This is a genomic window from Vreelandella malpeensis, from assembly GCF_020622355.1.
Lineage (GTDB): Bacteria > Pseudomonadota > Gammaproteobacteria > Pseudomonadales > Halomonadaceae > Vreelandella > Vreelandella malpeensis.
On sequence record NZ_WHVL01000005.1, the window covers coordinates 59361 to 84113 of the forward strand.

Annotated in this window: 23 protein-coding genes; 4 read left to right on the forward strand and 19 right to left on the reverse strand. The window is 63.4% G+C overall.

Going from position 1 to position 24753, the window contains the following annotated elements:
- Window positions 1-3 precede the first annotated feature (3 nt).
- A complete protein-coding gene (locus GEV37_RS12050) occupies window positions 4-1035 on the reverse strand; it encodes a DNA-binding protein (protein WP_227390512.1) in 1032 nt (343 codons plus the stop codon).
- Window positions 1036-1300: 265 nt separating this feature from the next.
- Here GEV37_RS12050 and GEV37_RS12055 point away from each other — a divergent pair, with 265 nt between their 5' ends.
- Window positions 1301-2380, forward strand: coding sequence for a tyrosine-type recombinase/integrase (locus tag GEV37_RS12055; protein ID WP_338035127.1), 1080 nt, complete (start codon window positions 1301-1303; stop codon window positions 2378-2380).
- A gap of 47 nt (window positions 2381-2427) precedes the next feature.
- A complete protein-coding gene (locus tag GEV37_RS12060; RefSeq protein ID WP_227390513.1) occupies window positions 2428-2844 on the forward strand; it encodes a SufE family protein in 417 nt (138 codons plus the stop codon).
- On the opposite strand, the gene yidD is transcribed toward GEV37_RS12060, so the two are convergent.
- The 15 genes from yidD to GEV37_RS12135 form a co-directional block, all read right to left on the reverse strand.
- Window positions 2841-3179 carry a membrane protein insertion efficiency factor YidD gene (gene yidD / locus GEV37_RS12065; protein ID WP_227390514.1) on the reverse strand — a complete coding sequence of 113 codons (339 nt, stop codon included), beginning with the start codon at window positions 3177-3179 and terminating at the stop codon, window positions 2841-2843. The genes GEV37_RS12060 and yidD overlap by 4 nt on opposite strands.
- A complete protein-coding gene (hisI, locus tag GEV37_RS12070; protein WP_227390515.1) occupies window positions 3180-3647 on the reverse strand; it encodes a phosphoribosyl-AMP cyclohydrolase in 468 nt (155 codons plus the stop codon). It lies immediately after the preceding gene.
- A 38-nt stretch (window positions 3648-3685) separates the two neighbouring features.
- Window positions 3686-4132: a transcriptional repressor gene (locus GEV37_RS12075; protein ID WP_227390516.1), complete on the reverse strand. Its 447-nt coding sequence runs from the start codon at window positions 4130-4132 to the stop codon at window positions 3686-3688.
- Between the two features lie 37 nt (window positions 4133-4169).
- Complete coding sequence (locus GEV37_RS12080; protein ID WP_227390517.1) at window positions 4170-5168, reverse strand: alpha-L-glutamate ligase-like protein; 999 nt, start codon at window positions 5166-5168, stop codon at window positions 4170-4172.
- Window positions 5165-6688 (reverse strand): inactive transglutaminase family protein, encoded by a 1524-nt coding sequence (locus GEV37_RS12085; RefSeq protein ID WP_227390518.1) that lies wholly within the window; start codon window positions 6686-6688, stop codon window positions 5165-5167. Before GEV37_RS12085 ends, GEV37_RS12080 begins: the two co-directional genes overlap by 4 nt.
- Window positions 6689-6726: 38 nt before the next feature.
- Window positions 6727-7563, reverse strand: a complete 837-nt coding sequence (locus GEV37_RS12090) for an ATP-dependent zinc protease family protein (RefSeq protein WP_227390519.1) — start codon at window positions 7561-7563, stop codon at window positions 6727-6729.
- A gap of 237 nt (window positions 7564-7800) precedes the next feature.
- On the reverse strand, window positions 7801-8196 hold the full coding sequence (locus GEV37_RS12095; RefSeq protein ID WP_227390520.1) for an ectoine synthase: 396 nt from the start codon (window positions 8194-8196) through the stop codon (window positions 7801-7803).
- A 67-nt stretch (window positions 8197-8263) separates the two neighbouring features.
- Window positions 8264-9535 (reverse strand): diaminobutyrate--2-oxoglutarate transaminase, encoded by a 1272-nt coding sequence (ectB, locus tag GEV37_RS12100; protein WP_227390521.1) that lies wholly within the window; start codon window positions 9533-9535, stop codon window positions 8264-8266.
- A 92-nt stretch (window positions 9536-9627) separates the two neighbouring features.
- Window positions 9628-10209: a diaminobutyrate acetyltransferase gene (gene ectA / locus GEV37_RS12105; protein ID WP_227390522.1), complete on the reverse strand. Its 582-nt coding sequence runs from the start codon at window positions 10207-10209 to the stop codon at window positions 9628-9630.
- Window positions 10210-10481: 272 nt separating this feature from the next.
- Complete coding sequence (gorA, locus tag GEV37_RS12110; protein WP_227390523.1) at window positions 10482-11864, reverse strand: glutathione-disulfide reductase; 1383 nt, start codon at window positions 11862-11864, stop codon at window positions 10482-10484.
- A gap of 69 nt (window positions 11865-11933) precedes the next feature.
- Window positions 11934-12554, reverse strand: a complete 621-nt coding sequence (gene msrA / locus GEV37_RS12115; RefSeq protein ID WP_227390524.1) for a peptide-methionine (S)-S-oxide reductase MsrA — start codon at window positions 12552-12554, stop codon at window positions 11934-11936.
- 9 nt (window positions 12555-12563) lie between these two features.
- Window positions 12564-16757, reverse strand: a complete 4194-nt coding sequence (gene tamB, locus GEV37_RS12120) for an autotransporter assembly complex protein TamB (RefSeq protein ID WP_227390525.1) — start codon at window positions 16755-16757, stop codon at window positions 12564-12566.
- 9 nt (window positions 16758-16766) lie between these two features.
- Window positions 16767-18620, reverse strand: a complete 1854-nt coding sequence (tamA, locus tag GEV37_RS12125; protein ID WP_227390526.1) for an autotransporter assembly complex protein TamA — start codon at window positions 18618-18620, stop codon at window positions 16767-16769.
- 64 nt (window positions 18621-18684) lie between these two features.
- Window positions 18685-19503, reverse strand: coding sequence for a hypothetical protein (locus GEV37_RS12130; RefSeq protein WP_227390527.1), 819 nt, complete (start codon window positions 19501-19503; stop codon window positions 18685-18687).
- 9 nt (window positions 19504-19512) lie between these two features.
- Window positions 19513-20802, reverse strand: coding sequence for a nucleotide sugar dehydrogenase (locus GEV37_RS12135; RefSeq protein WP_227390528.1), 1290 nt, complete (start codon window positions 20800-20802; stop codon window positions 19513-19515).
- Window positions 20803-21012: 210 nt separating this feature from the next.
- Here GEV37_RS12135 and ubiG point away from each other — a divergent pair, with 210 nt between their 5' ends.
- Both ubiG and GEV37_RS12145 read left to right on the forward strand, forming a co-directional pair.
- Entirely contained in the window at window positions 21013-21756 is a 744-nt protein-coding gene (ubiG, locus tag GEV37_RS12140) for a bifunctional 2-polyprenyl-6-hydroxyphenol methylase/3-demethylubiquinol 3-O-methyltransferase UbiG (RefSeq protein ID WP_227390529.1), read from the forward strand.
- A gap of 6 nt (window positions 21757-21762) precedes the next feature.
- A complete protein-coding gene (locus GEV37_RS12145; protein WP_227390530.1) occupies window positions 21763-22464 on the forward strand; it encodes an HAD-IA family hydrolase in 702 nt (233 codons plus the stop codon).
- 27 nt (window positions 22465-22491) lie between these two features.
- On the opposite strand, the gene GEV37_RS12150 is transcribed toward GEV37_RS12145, so the two are convergent.
- From GEV37_RS12150 to pal, 3 genes are all read right to left on the reverse strand, one after another.
- Window positions 22492-23253 (reverse strand): YciK family oxidoreductase, encoded by a 762-nt coding sequence (locus GEV37_RS12150; protein ID WP_227390531.1) that lies wholly within the window; start codon window positions 23251-23253, stop codon window positions 22492-22494.
- A gap of 18 nt (window positions 23254-23271) precedes the next feature.
- A complete protein-coding gene (ybgF, locus tag GEV37_RS12155; protein ID WP_227390532.1) occupies window positions 23272-24069 on the reverse strand; it encodes a tol-pal system protein YbgF in 798 nt (265 codons plus the stop codon).
- A 68-nt stretch (window positions 24070-24137) separates the two neighbouring features.
- A complete protein-coding gene (gene pal / locus GEV37_RS12160) occupies window positions 24138-24686 on the reverse strand; it encodes a peptidoglycan-associated lipoprotein Pal (protein WP_227390533.1) in 549 nt (182 codons plus the stop codon).
- Window positions 24687-24753 lie beyond the last annotated feature (67 nt).

Consider the following 24753-nt stretch of genomic DNA (forward strand, 5'->3'; position numbering starts at 1 on the left):
TTCTCATTTCTCTGCGTCTTTTGGCGCCTCTTTGGCCAGCAGTGACGTGGGTAGTTCGCTGAGCTGGCGATGCAGCGCTTCGATCTGCTCATCCAGCTGGCGTTGCCAGGTGCTTTCACGCTCTCGCTGTTGACGCTCCTGCTCGAGGCGCTCTTCCATCTTGGTTAAGGCGCGCTGGGCGCTGTCGAAATCATCCACCAGCGCCGCGTTCTCTCGCTCTCTGGCCATCAATCGCTCTTGCAACTGCTGCTTGGCCGCTTGAGCTGACGTCAAGTGATCACGCTCGGCGGCGAGCGCCTTCTCGAGCGTGGCGTACTTCTCTTCCCACTGGCGCAGGCGCTTCTGCTGGCCTTTCTCTTCCTGGGCGCGCTCCTGGCGCAGCGTGTCGAGTGCGGCCATCAGCTTGCCCTCGGCGGCTTCGTTGCGCTCCTCCTCTTGCTTGAGGCGCTGCTCCCAGCTCTCCTGCAATGCCTGGCGCTCCTTCACGGCACTGTCCTGAAGTGCGTGATAGCGCTGCTTCAGGTCACGCTCCGACTCTTTTGCCTCGGCGGCCTGGCGTTCGCCGCGCCGGGCATCTTCGGCGAGTTGTGCCTGGGCAGCTTCGGCGGTGGCGAGCTCACGGCTCAATGTTTCCAGGCGCGCCTCGGTATGGCGCAGGTGTTCTGTCAGCGCCTTCTCGCGCTGCTCGGCGTCAAGGGCATGCTGCTCGGCGCGCTCGGCAGCCTCGCGCGCTTCGAGCACCTGGCGGTTGGCATCCTCCCGGTAGTGGGCGAGCGCTTGATTGGCGGCTTCCTGCGCCTGATTCCAGAGCGCGCTGGCCGCAGTCACGACGACTTCCGGTACGCCCTTGGGTGGCGGAACGTCGCGATTCTGCTCGCGTTCGCTGCGCCACTGGCGAAAGTGCTCGCTGATGGTCGTGAAACTGCCGGTACCGAGTACTTCACGAATGCGTTGAACGCTCGGCGTATCGCCTTGGGTCAGCAGGGTATCGATCGCCTGCTGCACGTCTGCGTATTGGATGCCGCTGCGTGCCATGTTGTCTGCCTGTCACCGAATGAAAGCGCCATTTTGCGCTAGGAAAGGTAAAATCACAATAATTACGTATTACATAAAACGTAATAATATTTATTTTATTGGTTATAAATTCAAGATTACACGTATTATCTTGAGTTGATTGACGTGAAGAGGCAGACTTTGCGTGAGTGGTGAATGAGGCGAGCAAATGGACGATAGTGCGGGGAATGTTGTTCACGCAAATGAAATACCGAGAACTTTGGAGAGTAATGCTTCACGAAGCCCGGTGCGTATTGACGCGGGGAGTGATGCCGAAGCGGTGGCGCAGTGGCTAGCCGAATACCAAGCGAGCCCGCAAACCTTCAAGGCGTACCGACGGGAGGCAGAGCGGCTGCTGTTATGGCTTGCCAGCATCGGCCGGCGCCTCGACGAGCTGGACCGCGAAGCGCTGCGTGCCTTCGAGGCGTTTCTGGAGGACCCGCAGCCGGCGACACGCTGGGTAGGGTCGGGGGCGCCGCGAACGAGCCTTGCGTGGCGTCCGTTCCGGGCGGGGCTTTCGCCGGCAAGCCGACGCCAGAGCCTGATGATTCTGCAGGGGCTTTACGGCTGGCTGGTCGAGGCGGGGTGGGTGGCACACAACCCCTTCAAGCTGATGCGCGACAAGTCGCGCCGGCTCGACAACCAGACTGCCGGCGTGGAGCGTTACCTGGAGCAGGATCTGTGGCAGTGGCTCTGGGGATGGCTGAATCGAGAGCTGGAGGAGGGTGCCAGCGCCCGGCAGCGCTTCGAATGGTCGCGGCGACGGTTCATCTTCAGCTTCGCCTATCTACTGGCCCCGCGCATCAGCGAGATGGCCGCGGCCAGGATGAGCGATTTCGTTCGCCGGGAAGGGCGCTGGTGGTGGGAGGTCACGGGCAAGGGCGACAAGCGCGCGCGCATTCCGCTGCCCGAGGACATGCGCCAAGCGCTTGCCGACTGGCGTCAGGCACTCGGGCTTTCGTCGACGCCCGACTTCGACGAGACCACGCCACTTCTTCGTGCCCTCGACGGCGTTCGCGGCATCAGCGACAACCAGCTCTATCGGCTGATCAAGAGGTCGTTTTCGGAGGCTGCGCTGACACTGGAAGTAGAGCAGGGCGCTGGCGAACATGTCGAGGCCTTGAGGTGCGCAACCCCGCACTGGCTGCGCCACACCTCGATCACCCATCAGGCCCAGGCCGGCGTGAGCCTGCGCTATCTGGCCGAGAGCGCGCGCCACGCGCGGCTCGAGACCACCAGCCGCTATCTGCATACCGAAGCTGATGAGTGGCACGCCGAGCAGCAGCGCCACCGCCTTGGCGGCTTGCTCACAAAAGAGCGGCCTTGAGCGTTATAATGGCGACCAATTCAACGTTTGAGCTTCAAGGAGAGACCATGAGCACGCCCGGCCCCGAGCTTGCCCAGCAGGAACTGATCGACGAATTCGAGATGTTCGACAACTGGATGGATCGCTACCAGTACATCATCGACCTGGGCAAGCAGTTGCCCGCGTTTCCTGTCGAGTGGCAGACTGAGGAGTACAAGATTCAGGGGTGTCAGTCCAACGTCTGGATGAACTGTGAGACCGACGGGGACAAACTGGTGTTCAAGGCGACGTCCGATGCCGCGATCGTCTCGGGCCTGATCGGCGTGCTGCTGCGCATCTACAGCGAGCGCACCGCCGAAGAAATTCGTGCCACCGAGCCGCACTTCCTGCAGGATCTGGGTCTCGACAAGCACTTGTCGCCTACGCGCAGCAACGGCCTGCACGCCATGCTCGAGCGTATCTATCAGGTGGCGCGCAGCGCCTAGGATTTTTTCCGGCGGGCAGGGCGGCCGCAAGGGGCTTGCGCGGCACTGCTCTCATCTTCGCGACACAGCGCTTCGCTGCGACCGCCGGGTACCGGGTCCATCCCTCCGGCGCTGCCCGGATGGCATTTGATGATGCGTTTGAGCGCCATCCAGCCCCCCTTCAGCGGGCCGTGGACCTGGATGGCCTCGACGGTATAGCTCGAGCAGCTCGGCCAGAAGCGACAGCGCGGGCCGAGCAGGGGGCTTAAGGTATACTGGTACACCTTCACCAAGGCAATCAGCACGGCACCCAGCGCTTTGCCGAGCCTCTTACCGATCGCCTGCAAGATATTCATTCAGCTCTTCTTGTACAGCGTTGCGGGGTCGATCAGCGGCTCGCTGTCGATGGCGGCCTTTTCGCTATCGAGGGTGATATAGAAGCAGCTGCGGCGCCCGGTATGGCAGGCAGGTCCGGTCTGGTCGACTTTCACCAGCACCGTGTCGCCATCACAATCGAGAGCGGCACTCACCAGCGCCTGCTGCTGGCCCGAGGTTTCACCCTTGCGCCAGAGCTTGCCACGCGAGCGCGAGTAGTAGCACACGCGCCGAGTCGAGAGCGTCTCCTCAAGCGCTTCACGGTTCATCCATGCCATCATCAGCACTTCGCCGCTATCATGCTGCTGGGCGATGGCCGGCAGCAGCCCATCGGCGTTGAATTTGGCGGCATCGAGAAGGGCCTTCGTGGCCGGTAGCGGCTCATCGCAGGTGGCGGACTCCAGCGCCTTGAAAAGAGTCGTAGGGGGAAGCGGGTCGAAGCGGGACATGACAGCGTACTCGAATGGCAAGGGTGGAGAGCAGGGCGCTACTTGCCGCCGTTCGCGCGGCACTCGGCGCACAGGCCCTGAAGCTCGATGGTCTGGCGTTCGATATGAAAGCCTCGCTCCTTGGCGAGACTTCCAAGCTCTTCGCTGATGGCGTCGAGATGAAGTTCCTCGACATGACCGCAGCGCCGGCAGATGAGCAGTTGAAAGCCGTGGGCATGCTCGGGACAGGCGCAGGCGATATAGGCGTTCTGCGACTCGATACGGTGCACGAAGCCCTCGGCGATCAGAAAATCGAGGGCGCGGTACACCGTGGGTGGCCGGGCAGAAGCGTGTTCGCTCGAGAGCTGATCGAGCAGGTCGTAGGCCTTGAGGCCGCCGCCGTTGTCGACGATCAGCTCCAGTACCCGACGGCGAATCGGTGTGAAGCGAACGCCTCGCGTGATGCACTGGGATTCTGCCTGCTGGAGTAACGCGCTGGTATTCATGATGATGACGACTCGCCCTGAACGATAGACATCTAGTTTACGCGTTCGCTGCCGTCGTGTCAGGCGAGGCACCCAGCTCACTCTGGCGAGCGAAGTGGTGCCGGGCAAAGGCCACGCGCTCTTGGGCGCTCACGCCGTCGGGCTGGCGTTCGATCAAGTCCAGCCGGCGGCGAAGGCCCTCGCCGTTGGTCATCTGGATGGCGAGTCCCGGACGGGCGTTGAGCTCAAGGAGCATGGGGCCGTGTACTCGGTCGAGCACCATATCGGTACCCAGGTATCCGAGCCCGGTCATCTCATAACAACCTGCGGCCAGGTTCAATAGGGTGTCCCACTGGGGTACGCGCAGGCTTGCCAGGTCATGGCCGGTGTCCGGATGACTGTAGCAGGGGCGGTCGAACTGCACGCCTCTGAGCGCTGCCCCCGTGGCGATGTTGAGCCCCACGCCCACCGCACCCTGATGGAGGTTGGCCTTGCCATCGGAAGCGGCAGTGGACAGGCGCATCATCGCCATCACCGGGTAGCCCTTGAAAACGATGACACGAATGTCCGGTACGCCTTCGTAGGTGTACTCCATCAGGCTTTCGTCGAAGTTGATCAGCGTCTCGATCAGCGCAACGTCCGGCGAACCACCGAGCGAATAGAGCCCGGAGAGAATATTGGACACGTGACGCTCGACATCGGTGATCGTCAGGTGCGCACCGCTGGGCTTGACGAACTCGTTGTCGATGACCTTCTCGATCACCAGAATCCCCTTGCCGCCGCTGCCCTTGGCAGGCTTGATCACGAAGCCGTTGTGGCCGGCGAGCATCGCGCTGATGTGCTTCACCCCGAACTGGGTCGAGACGGTGCCGATCAGCTTGGGCGTGGTGATGGCGTACTTCTCGGCCAGTAGCTTGGTCTTGAGCTTGTCGTCGACCAGCGGGTAGAGCTTGCGAGAGTTGTAACGGCCGATGTAGCGAATGTTGCGCCGGTTCATCCCGATGATGCCCTTGTCCTGCAGGCGAGTTGGCCAGGTCCAGTTCGAAAGCCAACTCATGAGGGCTTCTCGTCTTCAGTGATCGGCTTGAAGCGACGAAGCTCCAGGAGCCGGTAGCCGGTGTAATTGCCCAGCAGCAGGATGAACGCCATCAGAATCAGCTGCACGCCGAGGAAGTTGAAGGTGATGTGGCGAATCCACGGGTTGTTCATGGCCAGGTACGCCAGCACCGCCGTGAGCAGGCTGCCGCCGCCTTGGATCAACACTTCCTTGGGGCCTTCTTCCTCCCACAGGATCGACATCCGCTCGATGGTCCAGGCGAGAATGATCATCGGGAAGAAAGTGACCGTGAGGCCGGCGGAGAGCCCCATGCGATAGGCCAGCACGGTGAAGGCAGCGATGATTGCGATCACCGTGATGATTACCGCCGACACCCTGGCCACCAGCAGCAGATTCAAGTACGACAGATAGTTGCGAATGACCAGGCCTACCGCGACGATCAAGAGAAAGCCGATCAGGCCGGTCAGGAGCGTGGTCTGGATGAAGGCCAGCGCGATGAGCACCGGCATGAAGGTACCGGAGGTCTTCACCCCGATGAACACCCGCAGCAGCACCACGACCAGCGCGCCGATCGGAATCAGTAAGATGGTCTGGAACAGCGCCTGCTCCTCCAGCGGCAAGCTGTGGATCGAGAAGTTCAACAGCGTATCCTGTGAGCGGTGATTGCGCACCGCGGCCGAGGCGGGCTGATTGTGGGTGAGCATCGAGAAGCTGACTTGGGAGTTGGTACCACCCTCCACCTCGAGCACCGCGCGACCGCCGGTTTCCCACAGCAGCAGGTTTTCCGGGCGCCCGCGTTCGCCGGTCGTCGGGTTGAAGATTGCCCACTGCTCGCCGGGCTCGTCGAACACCTGGATCCAGCTCGACAGCGACTGGCGACGGCGAGCATCCTCGAGCATCAGGCCGCTCACTTCACGGGCTTGGACGCCGGCCTGGTTGAGCAGGCGCACGATCAGCGCAGAAGGATTTTCCTGGGTGAGCAGAAGACGCGCGTTCTCGCCCTGACGCTCGCCGTTGATGTCCAGGATCAGTTCGCGCGCGAAGGTAGCGTTGTTGGCGCTGCGCGCCCAAGCGCGCTCGATGAGCTGGTCGGCGGCGGTTTCGTAAGGGCTTTCCCAAGGTGTGGGGGTAGCGAGCCCCGGCGGCGGCTGGTTTGGCGCGCGGGCATCCGGCGCGACCAGCATCTGCACCGAATAGTAGAGCTGCTGGCTGCCGGCCGCCTCGCGAATCGTCCACTGTGCCTGGCGGCCAAGCTCATCGGCGCTATAGGAGAGGCCGTAACCCGACGAGGCGGTATTTTCGGTCAGCACGCGGTAGCCGGCCTGATTGGCAGGCAGCGCCAGATCCACCTGGACCGGGCCGTTTTGGGCATTAAAGGTGATGACCGCTTCGATTTCCCATACCTGGCGCTGCTCACCGGGTACCCAGGGGATCTCGAACTGAATATGACGATGAATGCTGGTGGCGATTCCCGCAAGCAGCAAAAAGCCGACGATCAAGTAGAAGGGCAAGCGTGACATTGAGATTCCTTTCAGCATAGGTCCAAGGAGGAGGGCACTTACTCTTCCTTGTCGTCCTGATCATCGGCGACTTCATCGTCCGCCGCCTGGTCGGCGGGCTCGCCGCCGGGAAATTCGGGCCGCTCGTGTAGATAGGTCTGCGCCACGTCGATGGTGGCGATATCCATCATGAAACGCCGGCCCAGCAGTACCGGAAAGTCCAGGTGCGTGCGATCATTCAAGGTGAACTCGACGTTCTCGCGGATCGACCCCAGCGTCATCAGAAGTGAAATCACCGGGCGCGACTCCTCTCCGGAAGCCTGCACGATGCGCACCCGGCGCTGAATGGGCGCCTCGATCCACTCATCGCGCACGCGATCGACCACCACATCATCGTCGTTCAGCGCCAGCTTGAAGCGTACCCAGTTCTCGCCATCACGCTCGAAGCGTGTGACGTCGGTGGCGGATAATGACGAGGTATTGGCGCCAGAGTCGATACGCGCCTTCAGGTAGGTGCCAATGGCGGGAAAGCCGACCCACTCGCTGCGCCCAAGCAGTGTCTTGTCATCCATCACCTGGGCGACCTCGCACTCTTCGCGAATGATGACCGGCTCTTCGTTTCGCGCCTCGATTTCTGCCATGTCGCTGCGCAGTGCTCGCAGCAGGCTGCCCACTTCGTGCACGTTGGACAAGAGTATCTGGTGGTGATCGAGCTGGCGGCTCTCCAGGTTCGAGACGTCGCACTGCTGGGTGAGCGATGCCTGAAGCTCCGCAATACGCGCGTCGAACGTGGCCTCGCTGAGGGGCGGGGGTTCGTTCGACTCCGGCTGATTCATCGCGCAACCTGCCAACAGAAGCGGCATACCTGCCATCAGCCAACCAATACGTGGACGCATAACGAGGAGATTCCTTAACAATCGAGAGCACGAATGATATGAAGAAGTGCGCTTGCTTGTCCAATGCGACGCCGTGTTTTAGATCGATACGTCGCTTATTTAACATAATATATATTATGCGAACCATAGGACGGGAGGATGATGTGCTCGCTCACTGCCCAGCCGTTACGCTTGATTCCCATCGTCGTTCCATCAAAAAGGCAGCCCATGGGCTGCCTCTTCATCTTTTACCGGGTTTTACTCGTCGGCCGGCGCGTAGGAGCCGTCTTCGCGGTGCACTTCCTTACCGGTGAGCGGCGGCGTGAACACACAGGCCACGGTCATGCCTTTTTCCTTACCCCGCAGCAGATGCTCGTCGTGCTGATCCAGCAGGTAGATGTCGCCAGCCTTGATCGGCCAGATCTTGCCATCGGCGATGGTCTCCACTTCGCCTTCACCTTCGTAGCAGAACACGGCTTCGTAGTGGTTCTTGTAGTGAATGTGGGTTTCGGTCCCCGGAAAGATCCGGGTGATGTGAAACGAGAAGCCTGCCTTGTCCTCGGCGAGCACCAGGCGCGTGCTGTCCCAGTTACCATTCTCGGCGGTGACCAGGCGATCCGTCTTGCGGGCTTCTTCCAAGTTGCGAACAATCATCGCTGTGCTCCTTGCAAGGTGGCTCAGGAGGCCACCGTGGGTTGAATATCGTGTCAGGGTGTGAACGTCACTTCTGACGGGCAACGGCCTCGACGCACTTCTCGAGGATGTCCAGGCCCTCGATCAGGTCCTCGTCGGTGATGGTCAGCGGACACAGGCACTTGACCACCTCTCCATCCTGGCCGCTGGTCTCGATGATCAGGCCGTGTTCGAAGGCCATCCCGGTGATCTTGTCGGCGATCGCGCCATCGACCACGTCGATGCCGCGCATCAGGCCGCGGCCGCGTTCGGTGGCGGGCATGCCGTTGTCGCTCAGCAGCTTGGCGAGCTTCTGGAAGCGCTCCTCGACGATACGCGCCTTGCGCTGGACATCGCGCTCGAAGGTATCGTTGGACCAGTACTTCTTAAGTGCTGCGGTAGCGGTCACCATGGCCAAGTTGAAGCCGCGGAAGGTGCCGTTGTACTGGCCCGGCTTCCACTGGTCGAGCTCCGGGCGCATCAGTACGTGGGCGAACGGCAGTCCGAAGCCTGAAAGCGACTTGGAGTTGGTGACCATGTCGGGCTTGATGCCGGCGTGCTCGAAGCTGAAGAACTTGCCGGTACGCCCACAGCCTGCCTGGATGTCATCGATGATCAACAGAATGTCGTGAGCGCGGCAGATGCTTTCCAGACGCTTGAGCCAATCGAGCCCCGCAACGTTGATACCGCCCTCGCCCTGCACCGTCTCGACGATCACCGCCGCCGGCACGTCCAGGCCGCCGGACTTGTCGCCCAAGAGCTTCTCGAAGTAGTCGAGCGTATCGGCATGATCGCCCAAGTATCCATCGAAAGGCAGAAAGCTCGCGCCTTGGGTAGGAATGCCGCCGGTGGCCTCGCGGAACTTGCGGTTGCCCGTGGTGGCCAGCGCCCCCATGGTGACGCCGTGAAACCCGTTGGTGAAGGTCACGATGTTGTAGCGACCTTTAGCAACACGTGCCAGGCGAATGGCCGCCTCGACGGCGTTGGTACCGGTAGGGCCCGGCAGGTGCACCTTGTAGTCGAGCCCGCGCGGCTTGAAGATCAGCTCTTCGAGCGTATCCAGGTAGTCGCGTTTGGCAGCAGTCCACATATCGAGGCCGTGAACCACGCCATCAGTCGACAGGTAGTCGATCATCGCCTGCTTGAGGTGCGCGTTGTTGTGCCCGTAATTGAGCGTGCCCGCACCGGCGAGAAAGTCGATGTACTCGCGGCCGTTCTCATCGGTCAGCCGAGCGTTCTGCGCCTTGGTGAATACCACCGGGAACGAACGCGAGTAGGTGCGAACGTTGGATTCCATGCGTTCAAACGTCTGGGTCTGCATCTTGACCTCCTTTTCGATGACTTCGACTGCCCTCGCGACGAGGGCCTGTTAATGCTTTTGCAAGGGGGAGCCTGTCACTTCAGCGCCCGAGCTCAGACGATGCGGTCCGTCTGAAAAGGCCCGATGCGCACCAGGTTTTCCGGGTCGTGCTCGCCACCGAGCTGTTCGGTGGAGAAGTATTCACGACTGTTGAGAGGTGCCTGCCAGCGTGCGGCAAGGCGCCTGAAGAGCCCCCAGGACGCCAGGTTGTCCGGCGTGATGGTGGTTTCAAGATGGTGCACGTCGTCGAGTTCGTCGCGAGACATCACCGCTTCGACGAGGCGACGCGCGAGGCCAGTGCCGCGGGCTTTCTCGCCTACTGCCACCTGCCACAGGAAAAAGGTATCGGGCGCATTGTCTTTCACGTAGCCGGACACAAAGCCAACGATTTCACCCTCCTCGTTGGTGGCCACCGCACAGGTATCGCGGAACTGGGTGGCCAACAAGAGGTAAGCGTAGGCCGAATTGACGTCCAACGGCGGGCACGCCTTGACCAGTTCGTAGATTCCCCAGCCATCGTCGGCATTGGGTTTGCGGATGAACAGCGACGCCTGGTTGCTACCGACGACCGCGTCGGCGACGGTGGGTCGCGCAAGGTCGAACGAGGGGGTGAACGGTGTTTGGGGCATGCTCATGGTTATGCTTCGCTGTAGCGAATTTGGTAGCCATTATAACAGTCGATTATTAGCATCTCAAATTCCCTATTATATTAATCTCAATTTTCTATAATTTAAGATTATATCGTGGTTGAAAAAGCTGTACCGCTGCGAGCAGCTACGCCGCATGAAAAAAAGTCTAGTCCAACTCCTTGGAAAGCGGGAATAAAAAAGGCGAGCTTATGTTCGCCTAAAGATGAAATGGACATGATGACAGCGCGTAGCAGGTATAACCCGGTCGAAAGCCGTGCTTAGCGTCGTGAGGCAGACCGCATGGTGACGAGCTCCTCGGAGCCGGTCGGGTGAACGCCCAGGGTGCGGTCGAAATCCGCCTTGGTAAGCCCGGCGCGCACGGCGATGCCCACGTTCTGGATGATCTCACCGGCCTCCTCGCCCACGATGTGCGCACCGACCACCACGTCGCTTTCATCATCGACTATCAATTTCATCAGCATGCGCTCGTCGCTGCCGGATAGCGTGTGCTTCATCGGTCGAAAGTCGGTGCGGTAGACGCGAATGCCCGAACACCGCTCGCGGGCTGCCTCCTCGGTCAACCCGACGGTGCCGATGTTGGGCTGGCAAAAGACCGCCGTGGGCACGCGCTCGTAATCCAGCGGCGCCGGCGTGGTATCACCATAGTGATGCTCCACCAGTTGCATGGCCTCGGCCAGCGCCGCCGGGGTCAGCTCCGGCCCCTCGATCAGGTCACCCAGAGCGAGCACGGAAGGCACGCGGGTCTCGAAGCGCTCGTTGACCGCGAGCTTGCCCTGGTCGTCAAGTGCGATGCCGAGGTTGTCCAGGCCCAGGCCGTCGATATGTGCCTTGCGCCCGGTGGCGACCAGCACCGTATCCACCGTGAGCGTCTCCCCGGTGGTCAGGGTGACGGCAAGACCCTCCTCGCCTTTGTCGATGCGCTCGATATTGGCCGAGAAGTGCAGGTTGACGCCCTTCTTGCGCATCTCGTCACGGGTGAACGCGCGCACTTCGTCATCGAAGCCGCGCAGAAAGAGTTCCTTTCGGTAGATCAGATGAGTGTCGCTGCCGAGCCCGTTGAAGATGCTGGCGAACTCGGCGGCGATGTAGCCGCCGCCCAGCACCAGAAAACGCTTGGGAAAGGTTTCCAGGTCGAACACCTCGTTGGAGGTCACGGCGTGCTCGCTTCCTGGAAAGTCCGGCACAAAGGGCCAGCCGCCGGTGGCCAGCAGGATCTTCTCGGCGCTGACCGTGCTGTCGCCCTTGGCCGAGGCGAGCGATACGGTGTGTTCGTCCACCACCGTGGCGCGGGCGTTGTAGAGCGTCACGCCGGCGTCTTCGAGCAGACGCTGGTAGATACCGTTGAGGCGCTTGATCTCGCTGACCTTGTTGTCTCTGAGCGTCGCCCAGTCGAAGCTCGCGGCCCCCGGCAGCTGCCAGCCGTAGCCCGCCGCGTCGTCGAAGTCGTCGCGAAAGTGAGCGGCGTAGGCGTAGAGCTTCTTCGGCACGCAGCCCACGTTGACGCAGGTACCCCCGAGGTAGCGGTCTTCCGCGATGGCCACGCGCACGCCGCGGGCTGCGGCCATGCGCGCTGCGCGCACGCCGCCGGAGCCGGCACCGATGATCAGTAGATCGTAATCGAATTCAGCTTGCGCTGACATAAGGACTCCTTGCCGCTTAACTGTTTGCCGCTTGACTGTTTGCCGCTTGACTGTTTGATCGCATCCCGCCTAGCCGATCGGGCAGGTGACGCCGGTGCCCTTCAGCCCGCAATAGCCATTCGGGTTCTTGTCCAGGTACTGCTGATGGTACCCCTCGGCGTAGTAGAACGTCTCGAGCGGGCGAATCTCGGTTGTGATGCGTCCGCGCCCTGCCGCGTCCAGCGCCGCCTGGAAAGCCTTGGCACTCTCTTGCGCCTCATGCTGCTGGGCATCATCGGTGGTGTAGATCGCAGAACGATACTGGCTGCCGATGTCGTTGCCCTGGCGGTTGCCTTGGGTCGGGTCGTGCTGCTCCCAGAAGATCTGTAACAGCGTGGCAAGCGACACCTGGCTCGGGTCGTAGATCACGCGCACCACTTCGGTGTGGCCGGTACGCCCGGTGCAGGTCTCGTCATAGGTCGGGTTGGGCGTTTCGCCGCCGGCGTAGCCCGCGGCGGTAACGAAAACCCCCGGGGTCTGCCAGAAGAGCCGCTCGACGCCCCAGAAGCAGCCCATGCCGAGCACGATCTCCTGCAGGCCTTCCGGGAACGGTGGCTTCAGCGGGTTACCGTTGACGGCATGGTTTTCGCTGGTCGCGATCGGCGTATCACGGCCGGGCAGTGATGCCGATGTCTTCGAAAATAGTGTCATAACGCCCTCTTACTGCCGTGGAAAGATGGTTGGCGAACCGGGCCGCGAGAAGGTGTAGATCAGATCCACCGCCTGACTCGTGCCGGTCACCGCTTGAAGGTAGAGATTGCGCCACAGCGTGTAGCGTAGGGTTAGTTCCGCGATCGGCGAGAAGATTCCCACGCCGTAGCTGATACGCAGGTCATCGGTCAGCTGGCCGCTCAGCGCCACTTGGCTATCGTCGCCGGCGCCGGTGGTGTCGAGGGTCAAGTCGTCGATGCCGAAGGCCTGGCCGATGGAACCGACCGCTCCGCCGGTGCGTCCCAGCGACATGCCGATCAACGCGGTGGTCAGGGCACTGTCGATCCCACCACCGGAGGCGTCCGGGGCGCGTCCGCGCAGCACGTAGGAAAGCGCGCTGGATTCGGGCATGGCCGGCTCCGAGAAGATTGCCACGTTGGGTTCCTCGGCGGTACCGGTGACACGCAGCCCGGCGATGACGTCGTCCTCGGTGATGTCCGGGTTGCGGATCGCCTCGAAGTCCAGCACCGGCAGTCCCGGCGGGCCACTGAAGATCAGTTGGCCCCGGCGAATCAGCAGGTCCTGGCCGAAGGCCTGGAAGCGACCGTCGACCAGGTTCACCTCGCCGAACAGCTGCAGCACGCCGCTGTCCTGGCGAATCTCGAGGCTGCCGGCAAGACCCGACTCCAGCCCGTAGGCGGCGAAGTGCATGTCGCTGCCGAGCGTCACGGTGATCAGCAGATCAAGATCGATGCCGCTCTGGGCGAGCTCTTCTGAGGTGCTCGGGCCTTCGCCACTGGCGGCGCGCAGCTGGGCCTGACGTTCGGCTTCACGATCCTCGCGCTCGGTGATGATGATCTCGTCGCCGCTTGGCTTGATCGCCGAGGGCGGCAGCCGCCCTACCTCGAGCCGGGCCCAGGGAATGTCGACGTTGCCGCGGATCTGGAGCATGTCCGGGTTGATGCGAATGCGAATGTCCGGCGCGGCTTCCAGGCGGCCGAACTGGGGCAGCACCACCAGCAGCGGCTCCTGAACGGCGTTCAGGTCGATACCCATGCGCCAGGGCTCGTCGGCGGGCCAGAAGGCGTCGCCGGTGATGTTCAAGCGACCGCGCTCGGCGGCGAGAAAGCCGTTGATGTCGCCACGCTCGCCGTTGAAGCGCAGCACCAGCTCGCCGTCGCTGACCAGCACGGGAATGTCCGGGCCCTGGGCGCGCACGCCGCGCAGCGCGAGCTGGCCTTGAAGATCCGGCTGGGCGGTGGTGCCGCCGATCTGGACGACACCGTTCAACTCGCCCTGCAGTTCGTCGAGCTGGGACACCAGCGGACGATAGGGTGACAGCGACAGATTGCTCGCCCGCAGCTCGCCGCTGAGCGCTCCCCGCCCGATGGGCTCGACGATGCTCAGATCAAGGGTCATCTCGCCGGCGTCTGAAAGCGACAGCACCACGTTGGCATTGGCCTGGGCCTGGTTGGCCTCGAGCCGGGCGTTCAGGTCGACCACCGGCAGCCGAACCGGCTGGCCGTAGTCGTTGATCGCGGTGATGGCGAGCCGGCTTTCGAGCCCCAGGTCCGCCTGGAAGCGCGCTCCACCCTGGCTCCAGGCCAGATTCAGGTCCGCGGTGGTGTCGCCGTCGAAGCTCCACTGCTCGGGCAGGAAGGGCTCGAGCATCTCCATCGGGACCTCGCGCAGGGTCAGCACCGCCCGCCCCTGCTCTGCCGAGGCATCGATAGGCTGGGTGGAGCAGACCAGGCCGCCCTGCACTCGCCGCAGGCAGAACGGCGACAGCCGCGCCTGGCCACTGGCGAGGTTGTAGCGCAGGTCGAGCGGTGCTTCCAGGCGAATGTCGCCAGCCTCGGCATCCACTTCCAGGGGCGTGATTCGCGCCTGGTAGAGTTGCCCCGGCTGGTCGAAGCGTCCGTCGAGGGCCAACGCGGCACGGCTGAAGGCATTGCCATCACTGCCTTGGGCGTCGAGTGTCAAACGATGCTGTGATAGCCGCCCCTGCAGGGCCAGGGCGACGCTTTCGAGATCCTGCCCGCCGGCAATCACCCGACCAAGGCGCAGGTTCACGTCCAGGCGCGGGTCATCGATGCCGGCGATGTCGGCATCGAGAGTCAGGCGCTCCACCAGGTTATCGGCAAAGCGCAGCCCTTGGCCTTCGAGCGTGGCGTCCAGGCGCGGCTGCTCGAGGCTACCTCGCGCGGTGATGTCGCCGGTCAGCCGCCCGGCAAGCTCGGGGTGAAGGGTTGCCAGGTCCGTCAACGCGATGCTGGCATCCAGCGACAGCGCTGCCTGGCTCGCCTGGCCTTGGGCGGTCAGGCGATTCTGTCCCTGGGTGAAGCGCAGCTCGTCGATGTCCACCTCCAGGTCGGTGTTGGCGCGCAGCGCGGCGTTCAGGGTCAGCGGATAGTCGCGCAGCTCGCCATCAATGGCGAGTGCCGGCACGTCGATCAGCCAGCGCTCACCCTGCTGGAGCACGCCCAGGTCGATGTCGCCGTCGAGCGAGCCGTCGAGCCCTTCGACGAAGTGCGACGGGTCGACGTCATCCAGGCGCAGGCGCGCGTCAAGAGCGATGGCGTTGGCCCAGCTCACCCGCCCCTGGCTCGAAATAACACTCTCGTCGAGACGCACCACCAGCGACGACCAGTTGAAGAAGCTCGTGGTGCCGTCGCCTTCGAGGCTCAGCGAGGTGGCCGGCACCTGGGGCCCCTGGACGTCGACGTCGAGTGCCACGTCGAAGGCATCCAGATCGCCGTTGGCGCGCAGATCCAGCCCCTCGATGACGTAAGGCTCGGTAGCGTCATCGAGCACGACCAGCGGCCACTGCAGGCGCTCGCTTTGCAGCCGCGCGGTGAACGGCAGCGCCGGGTCGTAGATGTCGGTGCGTACCTCGAGCCGGGTGTTGACGATCCCTTCGCCGTTCAGGGTAGCGGTGAATGCCTCGAGATTTCCCTCGGCGCGCAGATCGACGTTGTCGAGCCCCGTGGGAGTGGCCTCGCTTTCCGGCGCGCTCAGCGGCCACTGGAAGCGCTGCCCTTGCAGATGCAGGCGAAACGGCAGGCGCGGGTCGAGCACGTCCGCATCCATATCCAGGGTTGCGGCGACCACGCCGTCGGCTTCGATGGCACCGCTCAAGTCTTCCAGCGAACCGGAGAGCGAAAGGCTCAGCGTTTCACCGCTGAGCTCCGGAAAGCGCTCGGGGAGATAGAGGGTGGTGTCGAGGGACACGTCCAGCGGGTAGCTATCGGCCAGGCGCACCTGCCCTGCAAGCGTTGCCTCTGCGTCCGGGGTCAGTACATAGAGCGAATCGAGGGTGAGGTCATGCTCGATGAAGGCACCGGACAACGCAAAGCGTTCGACACAATAGTCGATGGCACCGTAGAGCTCGAAGGCCTCGATGGTGAGCTCTTCGACGGTGAGATCCACCGGCAGCGTGATCTCGGGAAGCTGGACACGGTCTCGCTCGGCCAGCGGGATTCGCTCGGAAGTCTCTTCGATGACCGGCTCACGGGCGGCAATGGCCCCGTCGATGCCCGCGGCATCGAGAGGCGTGTCGAGGCCCTCGGTCAAGCGCACGCCTGGTGAGGGCGGCAGGTATACGCGAGGATTCTCGATGCGGCTCGGCGCAAGCGCGACGTGCTGGCCTTCGGCGGTTGCCGCCGTGGCAAGCTCTGTCCATTCGATCAGCGTGCCGTTGCCCAGGCGCAGGGCGACGTCGTTCAGAACGAGTTCGCGGACTTCGAGCGGAAACGGGAAGGTGATCCGCAGCGGTGACGTCTCTTCCTGGGGGGGCTCTTCATCGGCGCCGGGGGCCAGGCGAACGTCCGCCCCGTCGACGCGCAGCGTGTCGAGGCAAAGCCTTCCCGACAGCAGGCAGTTTTCCGCCCAGCGAAGCTCCAGATCGTCGATGGCGATTCGCGTGCCACCGAGCTCCAGGCGAAAGCCCTGCAGGGTGAAGGCTTCCAGCAGCCCCCCAGACTGGGCCTCATAGCTTAGATAGCCACGCTTTTCCGCCTGGGAGAAGAGCTGCGCCGTGCCCCAAGGCGAGAGCGCGACGCCCAGTACGAGCGCGATGAGACCGAACAGCCACAGTGGAATCAGGATTAACAGCCGTATCACGCTCCATACGCCGAGCCAGGTACGCCGTTTGGAGGAGAGCCGCTTGCGCGTGCGCGGTGACTGGGTTGCAACGTCGTTCAAGAGGCTCTCCTAGAACTCGGGGCCGATGGAAAAATGTAGACGGTAGTCGTTGTCATCGTCGTCGAAAGGGTGCGCCACGTCGAAGCGAATGGGCCCGACCGGCGAGATCCAACGCACGCCGAGGCCGGCGCCGGTCTTCAGGTCTTCCGGGCCCCAGTCATCGAAGGCATCGCCGGTATCGACGAACGCGGCGCCCCACCAGTCGCCGCGTACCCGGCGCTGGTACTCGAGCGTCGAGGTCAGCATCTGCTGGCCACCGCGAAGGCGCCCGTCGTCATTGCGCGGTGACAGGCTCTCGTAGGAGTAGCCGCGCACGCTGCGATCGCCGCCGGCGAAAAAGCGCAGCGACGGTGGAATCTTGTCGAAGTTGTCGGTTTCGATGGCGCCGACGCTGATACGCCCGACGAAGCGGTTGTTCGCGCCCAGCGTGCGAATCCATTCGGTATCGCCGGTAACGCGGGCAAAGCGGGCGTCCGACCCCCACACCGTGTCCGAGTACTCGAGCGACAGCTGCTGGCGGTCACCCCACAGTGGAAAGCGTTGGGGTTCGGCCCGGGTGCGCGACCACTGGATGCCGGGATAGAAGAGCCATACCTGGTCCGAGAGCCCCCCTTGGGTGAAGTCCTCGTAGGTGGTTCTGAAGTAGAGCGTCTGTACCCAATCATTGTCGAACTGCCAGCGCCGGGCGATCTCGACGGTGCCCTCGAGGGAGCGTGTGTCGCTGTCGTCAAGGTTGCGGATACCGTACTGGAGGCGATAGCTGTCGCGCAGCGGGTCGTCCAGCGGGATGTTGTAGACCCCGGTGAAGCGCTGCTCCGGTGCCGAGACGTAAAGGTCGTGATTGAGGCTATGGCCGAGGCTGTTGATCCAGGGCTGCTGCCAGCCGAAGCGCAGGCGCGGGCCCACATCGGTGGCAAAGCCGATACCGGTCTCGAACTGGTGACGAGCGGAAGGCTCGACGGTGACGTCGATGGGCAATTGGTTGGTGGGGGGGCGACCGATGCTCAAGGCACTGGCGAAAGCGGCGCTTGAGAGTCTTGGCCGCTGGGGTTGCGAGGCCGTGGCGGAGTCGTACCACGCCGCCCCACCGCCGGGCGGTGCGATGACCAGCTCCTGGGCGGTCTGCAGGCGCGGGCGCACAGTGACCGAACTGAACCAGCGGGTCTCGCCCAGGCGCTGACTGTAGCGGGCGATGGATTCCGCCAGGTACGGGTCGCCCGCCTCGAACCCCTGCATGTTCTTGAGTCGCTCCGGGTCGATGTGGCTGCCGACGACGACGGTGTTACCGAACTGGTAGCGCGGCCCGCTATCGAAATCCATGTAGAGTCGCGCGCTCTGCTGGTAAGGGCGCACTTCCATGCGCCGGTCGTTGAAACCCCAGTCGAAGTAGCCGCGCTCGATGGCCAGCCCCGAGAGCTGTGAGCTCAGCCGATCCCAAGGCGCGTGACGCAGCGGATCGCCCTCCTTCAGCGGAAAGTCGTCAACGGCCTCCTCGAAAGGCGGGTCGCGTTCGGCGTCGCCGCGAATGTCGATCGAGAGCACCTCGATACGCACCTGCTCGCCGGGCTGGATGCGCACCGTGACCGGCGTTCGAGCAACATCGACCTGAATGTCGGGCTCGTAGTAGCCGAAGACGCGCATCGCCTCCTGAGTGCGCTGGCGAATCTCGCCTTCGAGACGGGTATCGGTGTAGCGTTCTTCATCGATGTTCTGAAGGTAGGCATCGATGTTCTCTTCCACCGGACCGTCGACGCCGCTGATGACCGCTTCCAATGCCAGCAGCGGCTGGCTGAACACGAGAAGCGGTGTGGTCAATAGAAGTGCCAGGCGGGTCGCCGATGACCGTTGACCGTGTCGTTGCATGTGTGTCCTTCCCTAGTCTGAGCGGCGATGGGGCGCGTGGCGGCACGCGTTCTTCATGTACGAATTATCGCAGCATTTCCATTTGGGCACTGAAGGCCAGCTGCGCCTGGCGAACCTGACGTAGATCGCTTTCGAGGGCGGTGATACGCGCGAGCAGGCGCTCGGACAGGGTGTCGAGCGCCTGCTGGTCAACGGCCTCGCGGTCATCGGTGTTCTCGGTCAGGGCGGCGATCTGGCCATCGAGGGTGTCACCCCATTCGGCCAGACGCGCCTCGACGTCTTCTCGCTCGCGCGTGAGCCGCTCCTCGAGCGCCGCGATGCGCTCGCTGGCGTTCTGTTCGAGATAATCGACTTCCTGCATCAGGTTCTGGCGTCCGGACGTACCCGCGCGCTCGAGCGCGCCGAGCGAGGTGCGCAGCGCCTCGAGCTGGCGGTCGTTGAGCGTGGCGGCGGCGTTGAGTGCATCGAGATCCTGGCGGATCTCGTCCAACGCCTCGTTAGAGGCGAACTCGTCGTCGCCGGTCAACACGGCGTAGAACTCCTCGCGGGTATTGGTGAGCTGGACGGCGAGCTGCTCCTGCTCCTGGAAGAGCGTGGTCATCTGGGCCTGGAGGTAGGTGACCGAGTCGGCAACGTCGGTATCACCGGCGTCGAGCCGTGCATGCAGGTTCGAGACCTCGCCGCTCACCCGATGGAACTCGTCCAGCAGCCGTTCGCGCTCGTACCAAAGCCCAGCGACAAGCGCCCCCAGCAGCGCGATGAGCAACAGCACCATCAGCCAAAGCGGCCAGAGGCTCGGTGCGCGTCGATGGCGCAGGTGCTGGGCACCCAGACTTTGGTCCACGTCGGGCACGATACGCTGGGACGAGGCGGCGTCAGACATGAAAGTTCCTCAATAAGTCGTGGGGTCGGCGCGACGACCGATCCCTCTATAGCGTAGGCCACAGCTTGCCACAAAGGCAGGGTCGAAGATGTTGCGTCCATCGAGAATCAGCCGGGAGCCGAGCAGCCCCGCCAGGCGGTGCCAGTCCGGGTTCCAGTAGGTCTTCCACTCGGTGACCAGCATCAGCGCATCGGCGCCTTCGCAGGCCTGGTAAGGATCATCGGTGAAGAGCACGAGATCGTCGCGTTCGCCGACAACCGCCTTCAGGGCCTGGGTCGCGGCGGGATCGTGGAGGCGCACCGCCACGCCCTGGGCCCACAGCGCCTCGAGCAGCGTGAGTACCGGGGCATGGTCGATGCGGGTGGTACCGGGCTTGAACGCCGCACCCCAGATCGCCACCGTACGTCCGACGAGTTCACCCTCGAAGAAGGTCCAGAGCTTGCGAAACAGCGTCTCCTTCTTCTGCTCGTTGATGTCCATCACCTGCTCGAGCAGCGCCGACGCGCGACCGCTTTGCGACTGCACATCGGCCAGTCGCATCAGATCGCGCGAGAAGTTGGGGCCTCCGAAGCCGCAGCCCGGGTAGAGGTACTCGAAGCCGATGCGCGTGTCCGCCCCCATGCCCTGGCGCACGTGCTCTACATCGACCCCCAGGGTATCCGCCAGGCCTGCGATCTCGTTCATGTAGCTGATGCGCGTGGCGAGCATGCCGTTGATGGCGAGCTTGGTGAGCTCCGCGGCGCGGCGCGGCATCGACTGGAAGACATCCTGGCGGCGGTTGAAGGCGCGCAACAGCTCACGCAGCACCTGCTCGCCCTGGGCGTCGTCGCAGCCCATCAGCCAGCGGGTCGGACGGGTGAAGGCCTCCCAGGCACGGCCTTCCTCGAGGGTGTCCGGCAGCGCAACGCTGCTGTGCTGCTCGCCCATCAAGGCGTGCAGCCGCTCGGTATCGCCCACGGGAAAGGTCGAGTTGTTGACCAGCACCACCCGGTGGGTCTTGAACAGCGCATGGCCGAGCAGCGTTTTTGCCGCCGGGCGCTGGCTCGGTGACAGCGCAAGCCACACCACGTCCATCGGGGCCGCCTGATCAAGCCGGTCGATCAGGCGCAGGGTCTTCTGACTCATGCCCTGCTCGAGGTGCTGAAAGAGTTCCGGCTCGCGGCGCAGCCAGTCAAGTGTAGAGAGCACCGCCCAGGGCGTCTCTTCGTGCAGGAGCCAGTCGACCTGGTGGCCGACGAAAGCGAGTGCGGCGGCGGCGGTGGCGGTGCTCAGTTCACTGCCGTAGAGAAGTACGCGCATCAAGGACGCTCCCGGTGCAACGGCCGGATTTTCAGGGCTTTTCGAATCATCCTGCGTTCCTTTTCATGCGCTTGGCTCAAGGAGTGGTTAGAATGCAATAATACAAAACCGGGGCGTGGATGCCACCTTGTAGCTTGATGTAACCGAGTCGATTCATACAGCTCGCCTGTCCCCGGACATCTCGTGCCGTTCATGAAAGGGAGTGACACCATGCAAGCGACATCTCAGGATAGCACTGCAGATCGCTATAAAGACAATGTCGACCAGGCGGAAGTAGCCAAGTTTGAAGCACTTGCCGATCAATGGTGGGACGACAAGAGTGAGTTCAAACCGCTGCACGACATCAACCCGCTGCGCCTGGACTTCATCGATGCCCGCGCCGGGCTCGCCGGCAAGCGCGTGCTGGACGTAGGCTGCGGCGGGGGCATCCTGAGCGAATCCATGGCGCGTCGCGGCGCCCAAGTGACCGGCATCGATCTCGGCGAAGCGCCGCTTGGCGTTGCCCGCCTTCATGCCGAGACGCACGACGTGACGCTCGAGTACCGCAACATAAGCGTCGAGAAGCTCGCCGACGAGATGCCGGGTGCCTTCGACGTGGTGACCTGCATGGAGATGCTCGAGCACGTGCCGGACCCGGCGTCGGTGATTCGCGCCTGCTGCACGCTGGTACGCCCGGGAGGCTACGTGTTCTTCTCGACGCTCAACCGCACGCCGAAATCCTACGCCTTTGCCATCGTCGGCGCCGAATACGTGCTGGGGCTTCTGCCGCGCGGTACCCACGACTACTCGAAGTTCATTCGTCCCTCGGAAATGGCGGCGTGGGCACGCGGCACCGGCCTCGAGGTGCGCGAGCAGACCGGACTGACCTACAACCCGCTCACCCGCCGCTACAAACTGGTCGCCCACGACGTGTCGGTCAACTACATGATGTACTGCCGTCGAGTGGGCGAGTAGATGGCGATGCTCGAGACCAGCGGCCACGCAGCCACCGATCCCCTGGCAGACATGCTGCCCCCCCAGGCAATCCTTTTCGACCTGGACGGCACGCTGGTGGACACCGCGCCGGATCTGGCCAACGCCACCAACATACTGCGCGAGCATCACGGTCTGGCGCCCTTGCCCTTCGAGCAGATCCGTCGCGAAGTGTCCAACGGTGGCAGCGCCCTGGTGACGCTGGCCACGGGCCTTCAGGCAGACGCGCCGGCTCATGGCGAGGCACGCCAGTTCCTGCTGGACGCCTACGAGCGCGCGGTGGCGGTGCACAGCAAGGTCTTCACGCCGCTGGACGACTGGCTGCGCCGCTGGCATGCCGACAATCGTCACTGGGGCATCGTCACCAACAAGCCGCGGCGCTATACCCTGCCGCTGCTCGAGGCGCTGGCACTGTCACCCGGCGCGCTTCTGTGTGCCGATGATCTGAGCGTCAAGAAGCCCGCGCCCGAGCCTCTCTGGGAGGCAGCGCGGCGGCTGGGAATCGAGGCCGGGGCGTGCTGGTACGTGGGGGATCACCGCCGCGATATCGAAGCCGCCAAGGCGGCGGGTATGACGGCGATCGCGGTGGGTTACGGCTATATCAGCGAGCAGGACAACCATCGCGACTGGCCCGCGGATATCTGGTTCGATACCTGCGAGGAACTCGTCGAGCGCCTGGCCTCGTTCTAGGGCTCCCAGCCGCTCGTAGGTTCGGGATCAGCCCTTGGGCGGCTGGGCGTCGATCTTCTGGCCGCTCACGCCGCGGCTGTCCGGCCCCATCAGCCAGAGATAGGTCGGCATGATCTGCTCCGGGGTGCGCAGCGTCAGCGGATCTTCCTCGGGATAGGCACCGGCGCGCATGTCGGTACGGGTGGCTCCCGGGTTCAGCGTGTTGATGCGCAGGTTCACCTGCTCCTTGAACTCGTCGGCGAGCACTTCCATGAAGCCTTCGGTGGCAAATTTCGAGACGCTGTAGGCCCCCCACTGCGCCCGCCCCCTGCGTCCGACGCTCGATGAGGTAAAGATCAGCGAGGCGTCCTCGGAGTGCTCGAGCAGCGGCAGCAACGACTGAGTCATCCAGATCGGTCCGTTGACGTTGACCTGCATCACTTGATCCCAGAGCTCAGGCTCGTACTCCTCGAAGCGCATGATCTCGCCGAGCAGGCCGGCATTGTGCAGCACGCCGTCGAGACGGCCAAACTCCTTGTTCAGGCGCCTTGCCATGTCGTCGAAATCGTCGAGCGTGGCACCTTCGATGTTCATCGGGAAGATGGCGGGCTGCGGGCCACCGGCAGCCTCGATCTCATCGTAGACGCGCTCGAGCTTCTCGAGGGTGCGTCCGAGCAGAATGACGGTGGCCCCGGCCCGGGCGTAGCTCAGCGCTGCACAGCGGCCGATACCGTCGCCGGCGCCGGTCACCAGGATCACCCGATGCTTCAACAGATCAGGCGCGGGCCGATAGTCGATCTTGCAGGTCATGCATAACCTCGGAAAAGATTATCCGGCGGACTGGCGCAGGAAGTCGTTGGCGAGCCCGGCGGCGCTGCTTTGCGGATAGTCGTCGCGCACCTGCTCGAGCAGTTCGCGGCTGCGCTCGGGCTCCCCCTGGCGCGCCTTGACCAGGCCCAGCTTGTAGAGAGCGTCCGGCACCTTGCTGCTGGCGTTGAAATCGTTGATCACCCGGCTGAAGGCCTCGTCGGAGGCATCCAGCTCGTTCTCGGCGGCGTAGAGCTCGCCGAGCCAGTAGTAGCCGTTGGCGGCCAGGCTGCTGTCGGGGTGGGCGGTGACGAAGCCCTTGAAGGCGTCGATCGCATCACCGAAGCGACGCGCCTGGACGTGGGCGAAGGCCGCCTGGTAGTCGGCCTGGGCGTCCTCGCTCACGTTGCGCGCGGAGGGGGCATTGACCACCTCCTCCGCGGCTTCGGGTTCGACCTGCGGGGTGGACTGCTGGATCTGGGTAGGGCCGCTATCGAGGTTCATCAATCGATCCTCGATGTCGATGTACTGCTGCTGCGACTGACGCTTGAGCTGCTCGAGCTGGTGGCGAAGCTCCTCGATCTGGCCGCGCAATTGCTGGATTTCCTGAGTGTGCTCTTCCACCTGGTTGAACAGCACGAGATTTCCACCCGAGGCTTCCTGGCGCTGAGTCTGCTGGTAGAAGCCGCTGGAGCCCGAGGAAAGGTCTTGAACCAGGGGCTGCTGAGCGAGCGCCGCCAGAGGCAATACGGACAGCGGGAGCGCAAAGGCTCCCGCACCGCACAGCCTCCCAATAAAACGTTTGAGACTGCGATTCATGTTCACTCCTAGAGTATTGGCGCGCGCTGCGCGCCAATACGCCGTTTCTAGTATCGCTGGTCGGCTACTTAGTAGCTGAAGACCACGCGACGGTTCTGCGAGTAGGCGCTCTCGCCCTGACCGTTGACCGCCGGGCGCTCTTCACCGTAGCTCACCACGCTCATCTGGGACGGGGATACGCCCTGGATGTTCAGAAAACGCTGCACGGCGCGGGCACGACGCTCACCGAGTGCCATGTTGTATTCACGGGTGCCGCGCTCGTCGGTGTGGCCTTGCAGGGTCACACGGGCGTTCGGGTTGGACTGCAGGTAACGGGCGTGGGCCATCACCACGGACTCGTACTCGCCCTTGATGCTGTCACGGTCGTAATCGAAGTAGATGGTGCGCACTTCGGGGATGCGTGAATCGGCCTGCTGGCCGGCGCCGCCGCCCGAGGTGGAACCGTACTGACCAGTGCCGCTGGTACCAACGCCGGAACCGGTGCCGGTGCCGGCGGTGCTGCCGCTCTGGCTACCGTAGGCATCGCCGTCTTGAGTACCACCGGTGCTGGAACAGCCAGCGACGGCCAGAACGGAGAGCGCGACCGCGAGTGAGCGAACCAATGGCTTAAGTTGCATAATCAGACTCCTTGCCTGAAAACAGAATTTCTGTCGTTCAACTTTTATGTGATCGGCGGGCGTGAAT

Coding starts and splice junctions, on each gene's coding strand:
- pal (WP_227390533.1), bottom strand. CDS start 24,686: ATGCAACTTAAGCCATTGGTTCGCTCACTCGCGGTCGCGCTCTCCGTT.
- ectA (WP_227390522.1), bottom strand. CDS start 10,209: ATGAGCATGCCCCAAACACCGTTCACCCCCTCGTTCGACCTTGCGCGA.
- GEV37_RS12080 (WP_227390517.1), bottom strand. CDS start 5,168: ATGAGTTGGCTTTCGAACTGGACCTGGCCAACTCGCCTGCAGGACAAG.
- msrA (WP_227390524.1), bottom strand. CDS start 12,554: ATGACACTATTTTCGAAGACATCGGCATCACTGCCCGGCCGTGATACG.
- ectB (WP_227390521.1), bottom strand. CDS start 9,535: ATGCAGACCCAGACGTTTGAACGCATGGAATCCAACGTTCGCACCTAC.
- GEV37_RS12130 (WP_227390527.1), bottom strand. CDS start 19,503: ATGTCTGACGCCGCCTCGTCCCAGCGTATCGTGCCCGACGTGGACCAA.
- tamA (WP_227390526.1), bottom strand. CDS start 18,620: ATGCAACGACACGGTCAACGGTCATCGGCGACCCGCCTGGCACTTCTA.
- hisI (WP_227390515.1), bottom strand. CDS start 3,647: ATGTCCCGCTTCGACCCGCTTCCCCCTACGACTCTTTTCAAGGCGCTG.
- GEV37_RS12095 (WP_227390520.1), bottom strand. CDS start 8,196: ATGATTGTTCGCAACTTGGAAGAAGCCCGCAAGACGGATCGCCTGGTC.
- ybgF (WP_227390532.1), bottom strand. CDS start 24,069: ATGAATCGCAGTCTCAAACGTTTTATTGGGAGGCTGTGCGGTGCGGGA.
- GEV37_RS12075 (WP_227390516.1), bottom strand. CDS start 4,132: ATGAATACCAGCGCGTTACTCCAGCAGGCAGAATCCCAGTGCATCACG.
- GEV37_RS12090 (WP_227390519.1), bottom strand. CDS start 7,563: ATGCGTCCACGTATTGGTTGGCTGATGGCAGGTATGCCGCTTCTGTTG.
- yidD (WP_227390514.1), bottom strand. CDS start 3,179: ATGAATATCTTGCAGGCGATCGGTAAGAGGCTCGGCAAAGCGCTGGGT.
- GEV37_RS12050 (WP_227390512.1), bottom strand. CDS start 1,035: ATGGCACGCAGCGGCATCCAATACGCAGACGTGCAGCAGGCGATCGAT.
- GEV37_RS12135 (WP_227390528.1), bottom strand. CDS start 20,802: ATGCGCGTACTTCTCTACGGCAGTGAACTGAGCACCGCCACCGCCGCC.
- GEV37_RS12150 (WP_227390531.1), bottom strand. CDS start 23,253: ATGACCTGCAAGATCGACTATCGGCCCGCGCCTGATCTGTTGAAGCAT.
- GEV37_RS12085 (WP_227390518.1), bottom strand. CDS start 6,688: ATGTCACGCTTGCCCTTCTACTTGATCGTCGGCTTTTTGCTGCTTGCG.
- gorA (WP_227390523.1), bottom strand. CDS start 11,864: ATGTCAGCGCAAGCTGAATTCGATTACGATCTACTGATCATCGGTGCC.
- ubiG (WP_227390529.1), top strand. CDS start 21,013: ATGCAAGCGACATCTCAGGATAGCACTGCAGATCGCTATAAAGACAAT.
- GEV37_RS12060 (WP_227390513.1), top strand. CDS start 2,428: ATGAGCACGCCCGGCCCCGAGCTTGCCCAGCAGGAACTGATCGACGAA.
- GEV37_RS12145 (WP_227390530.1), top strand. CDS start 21,763: ATGCTCGAGACCAGCGGCCACGCAGCCACCGATCCCCTGGCAGACATG.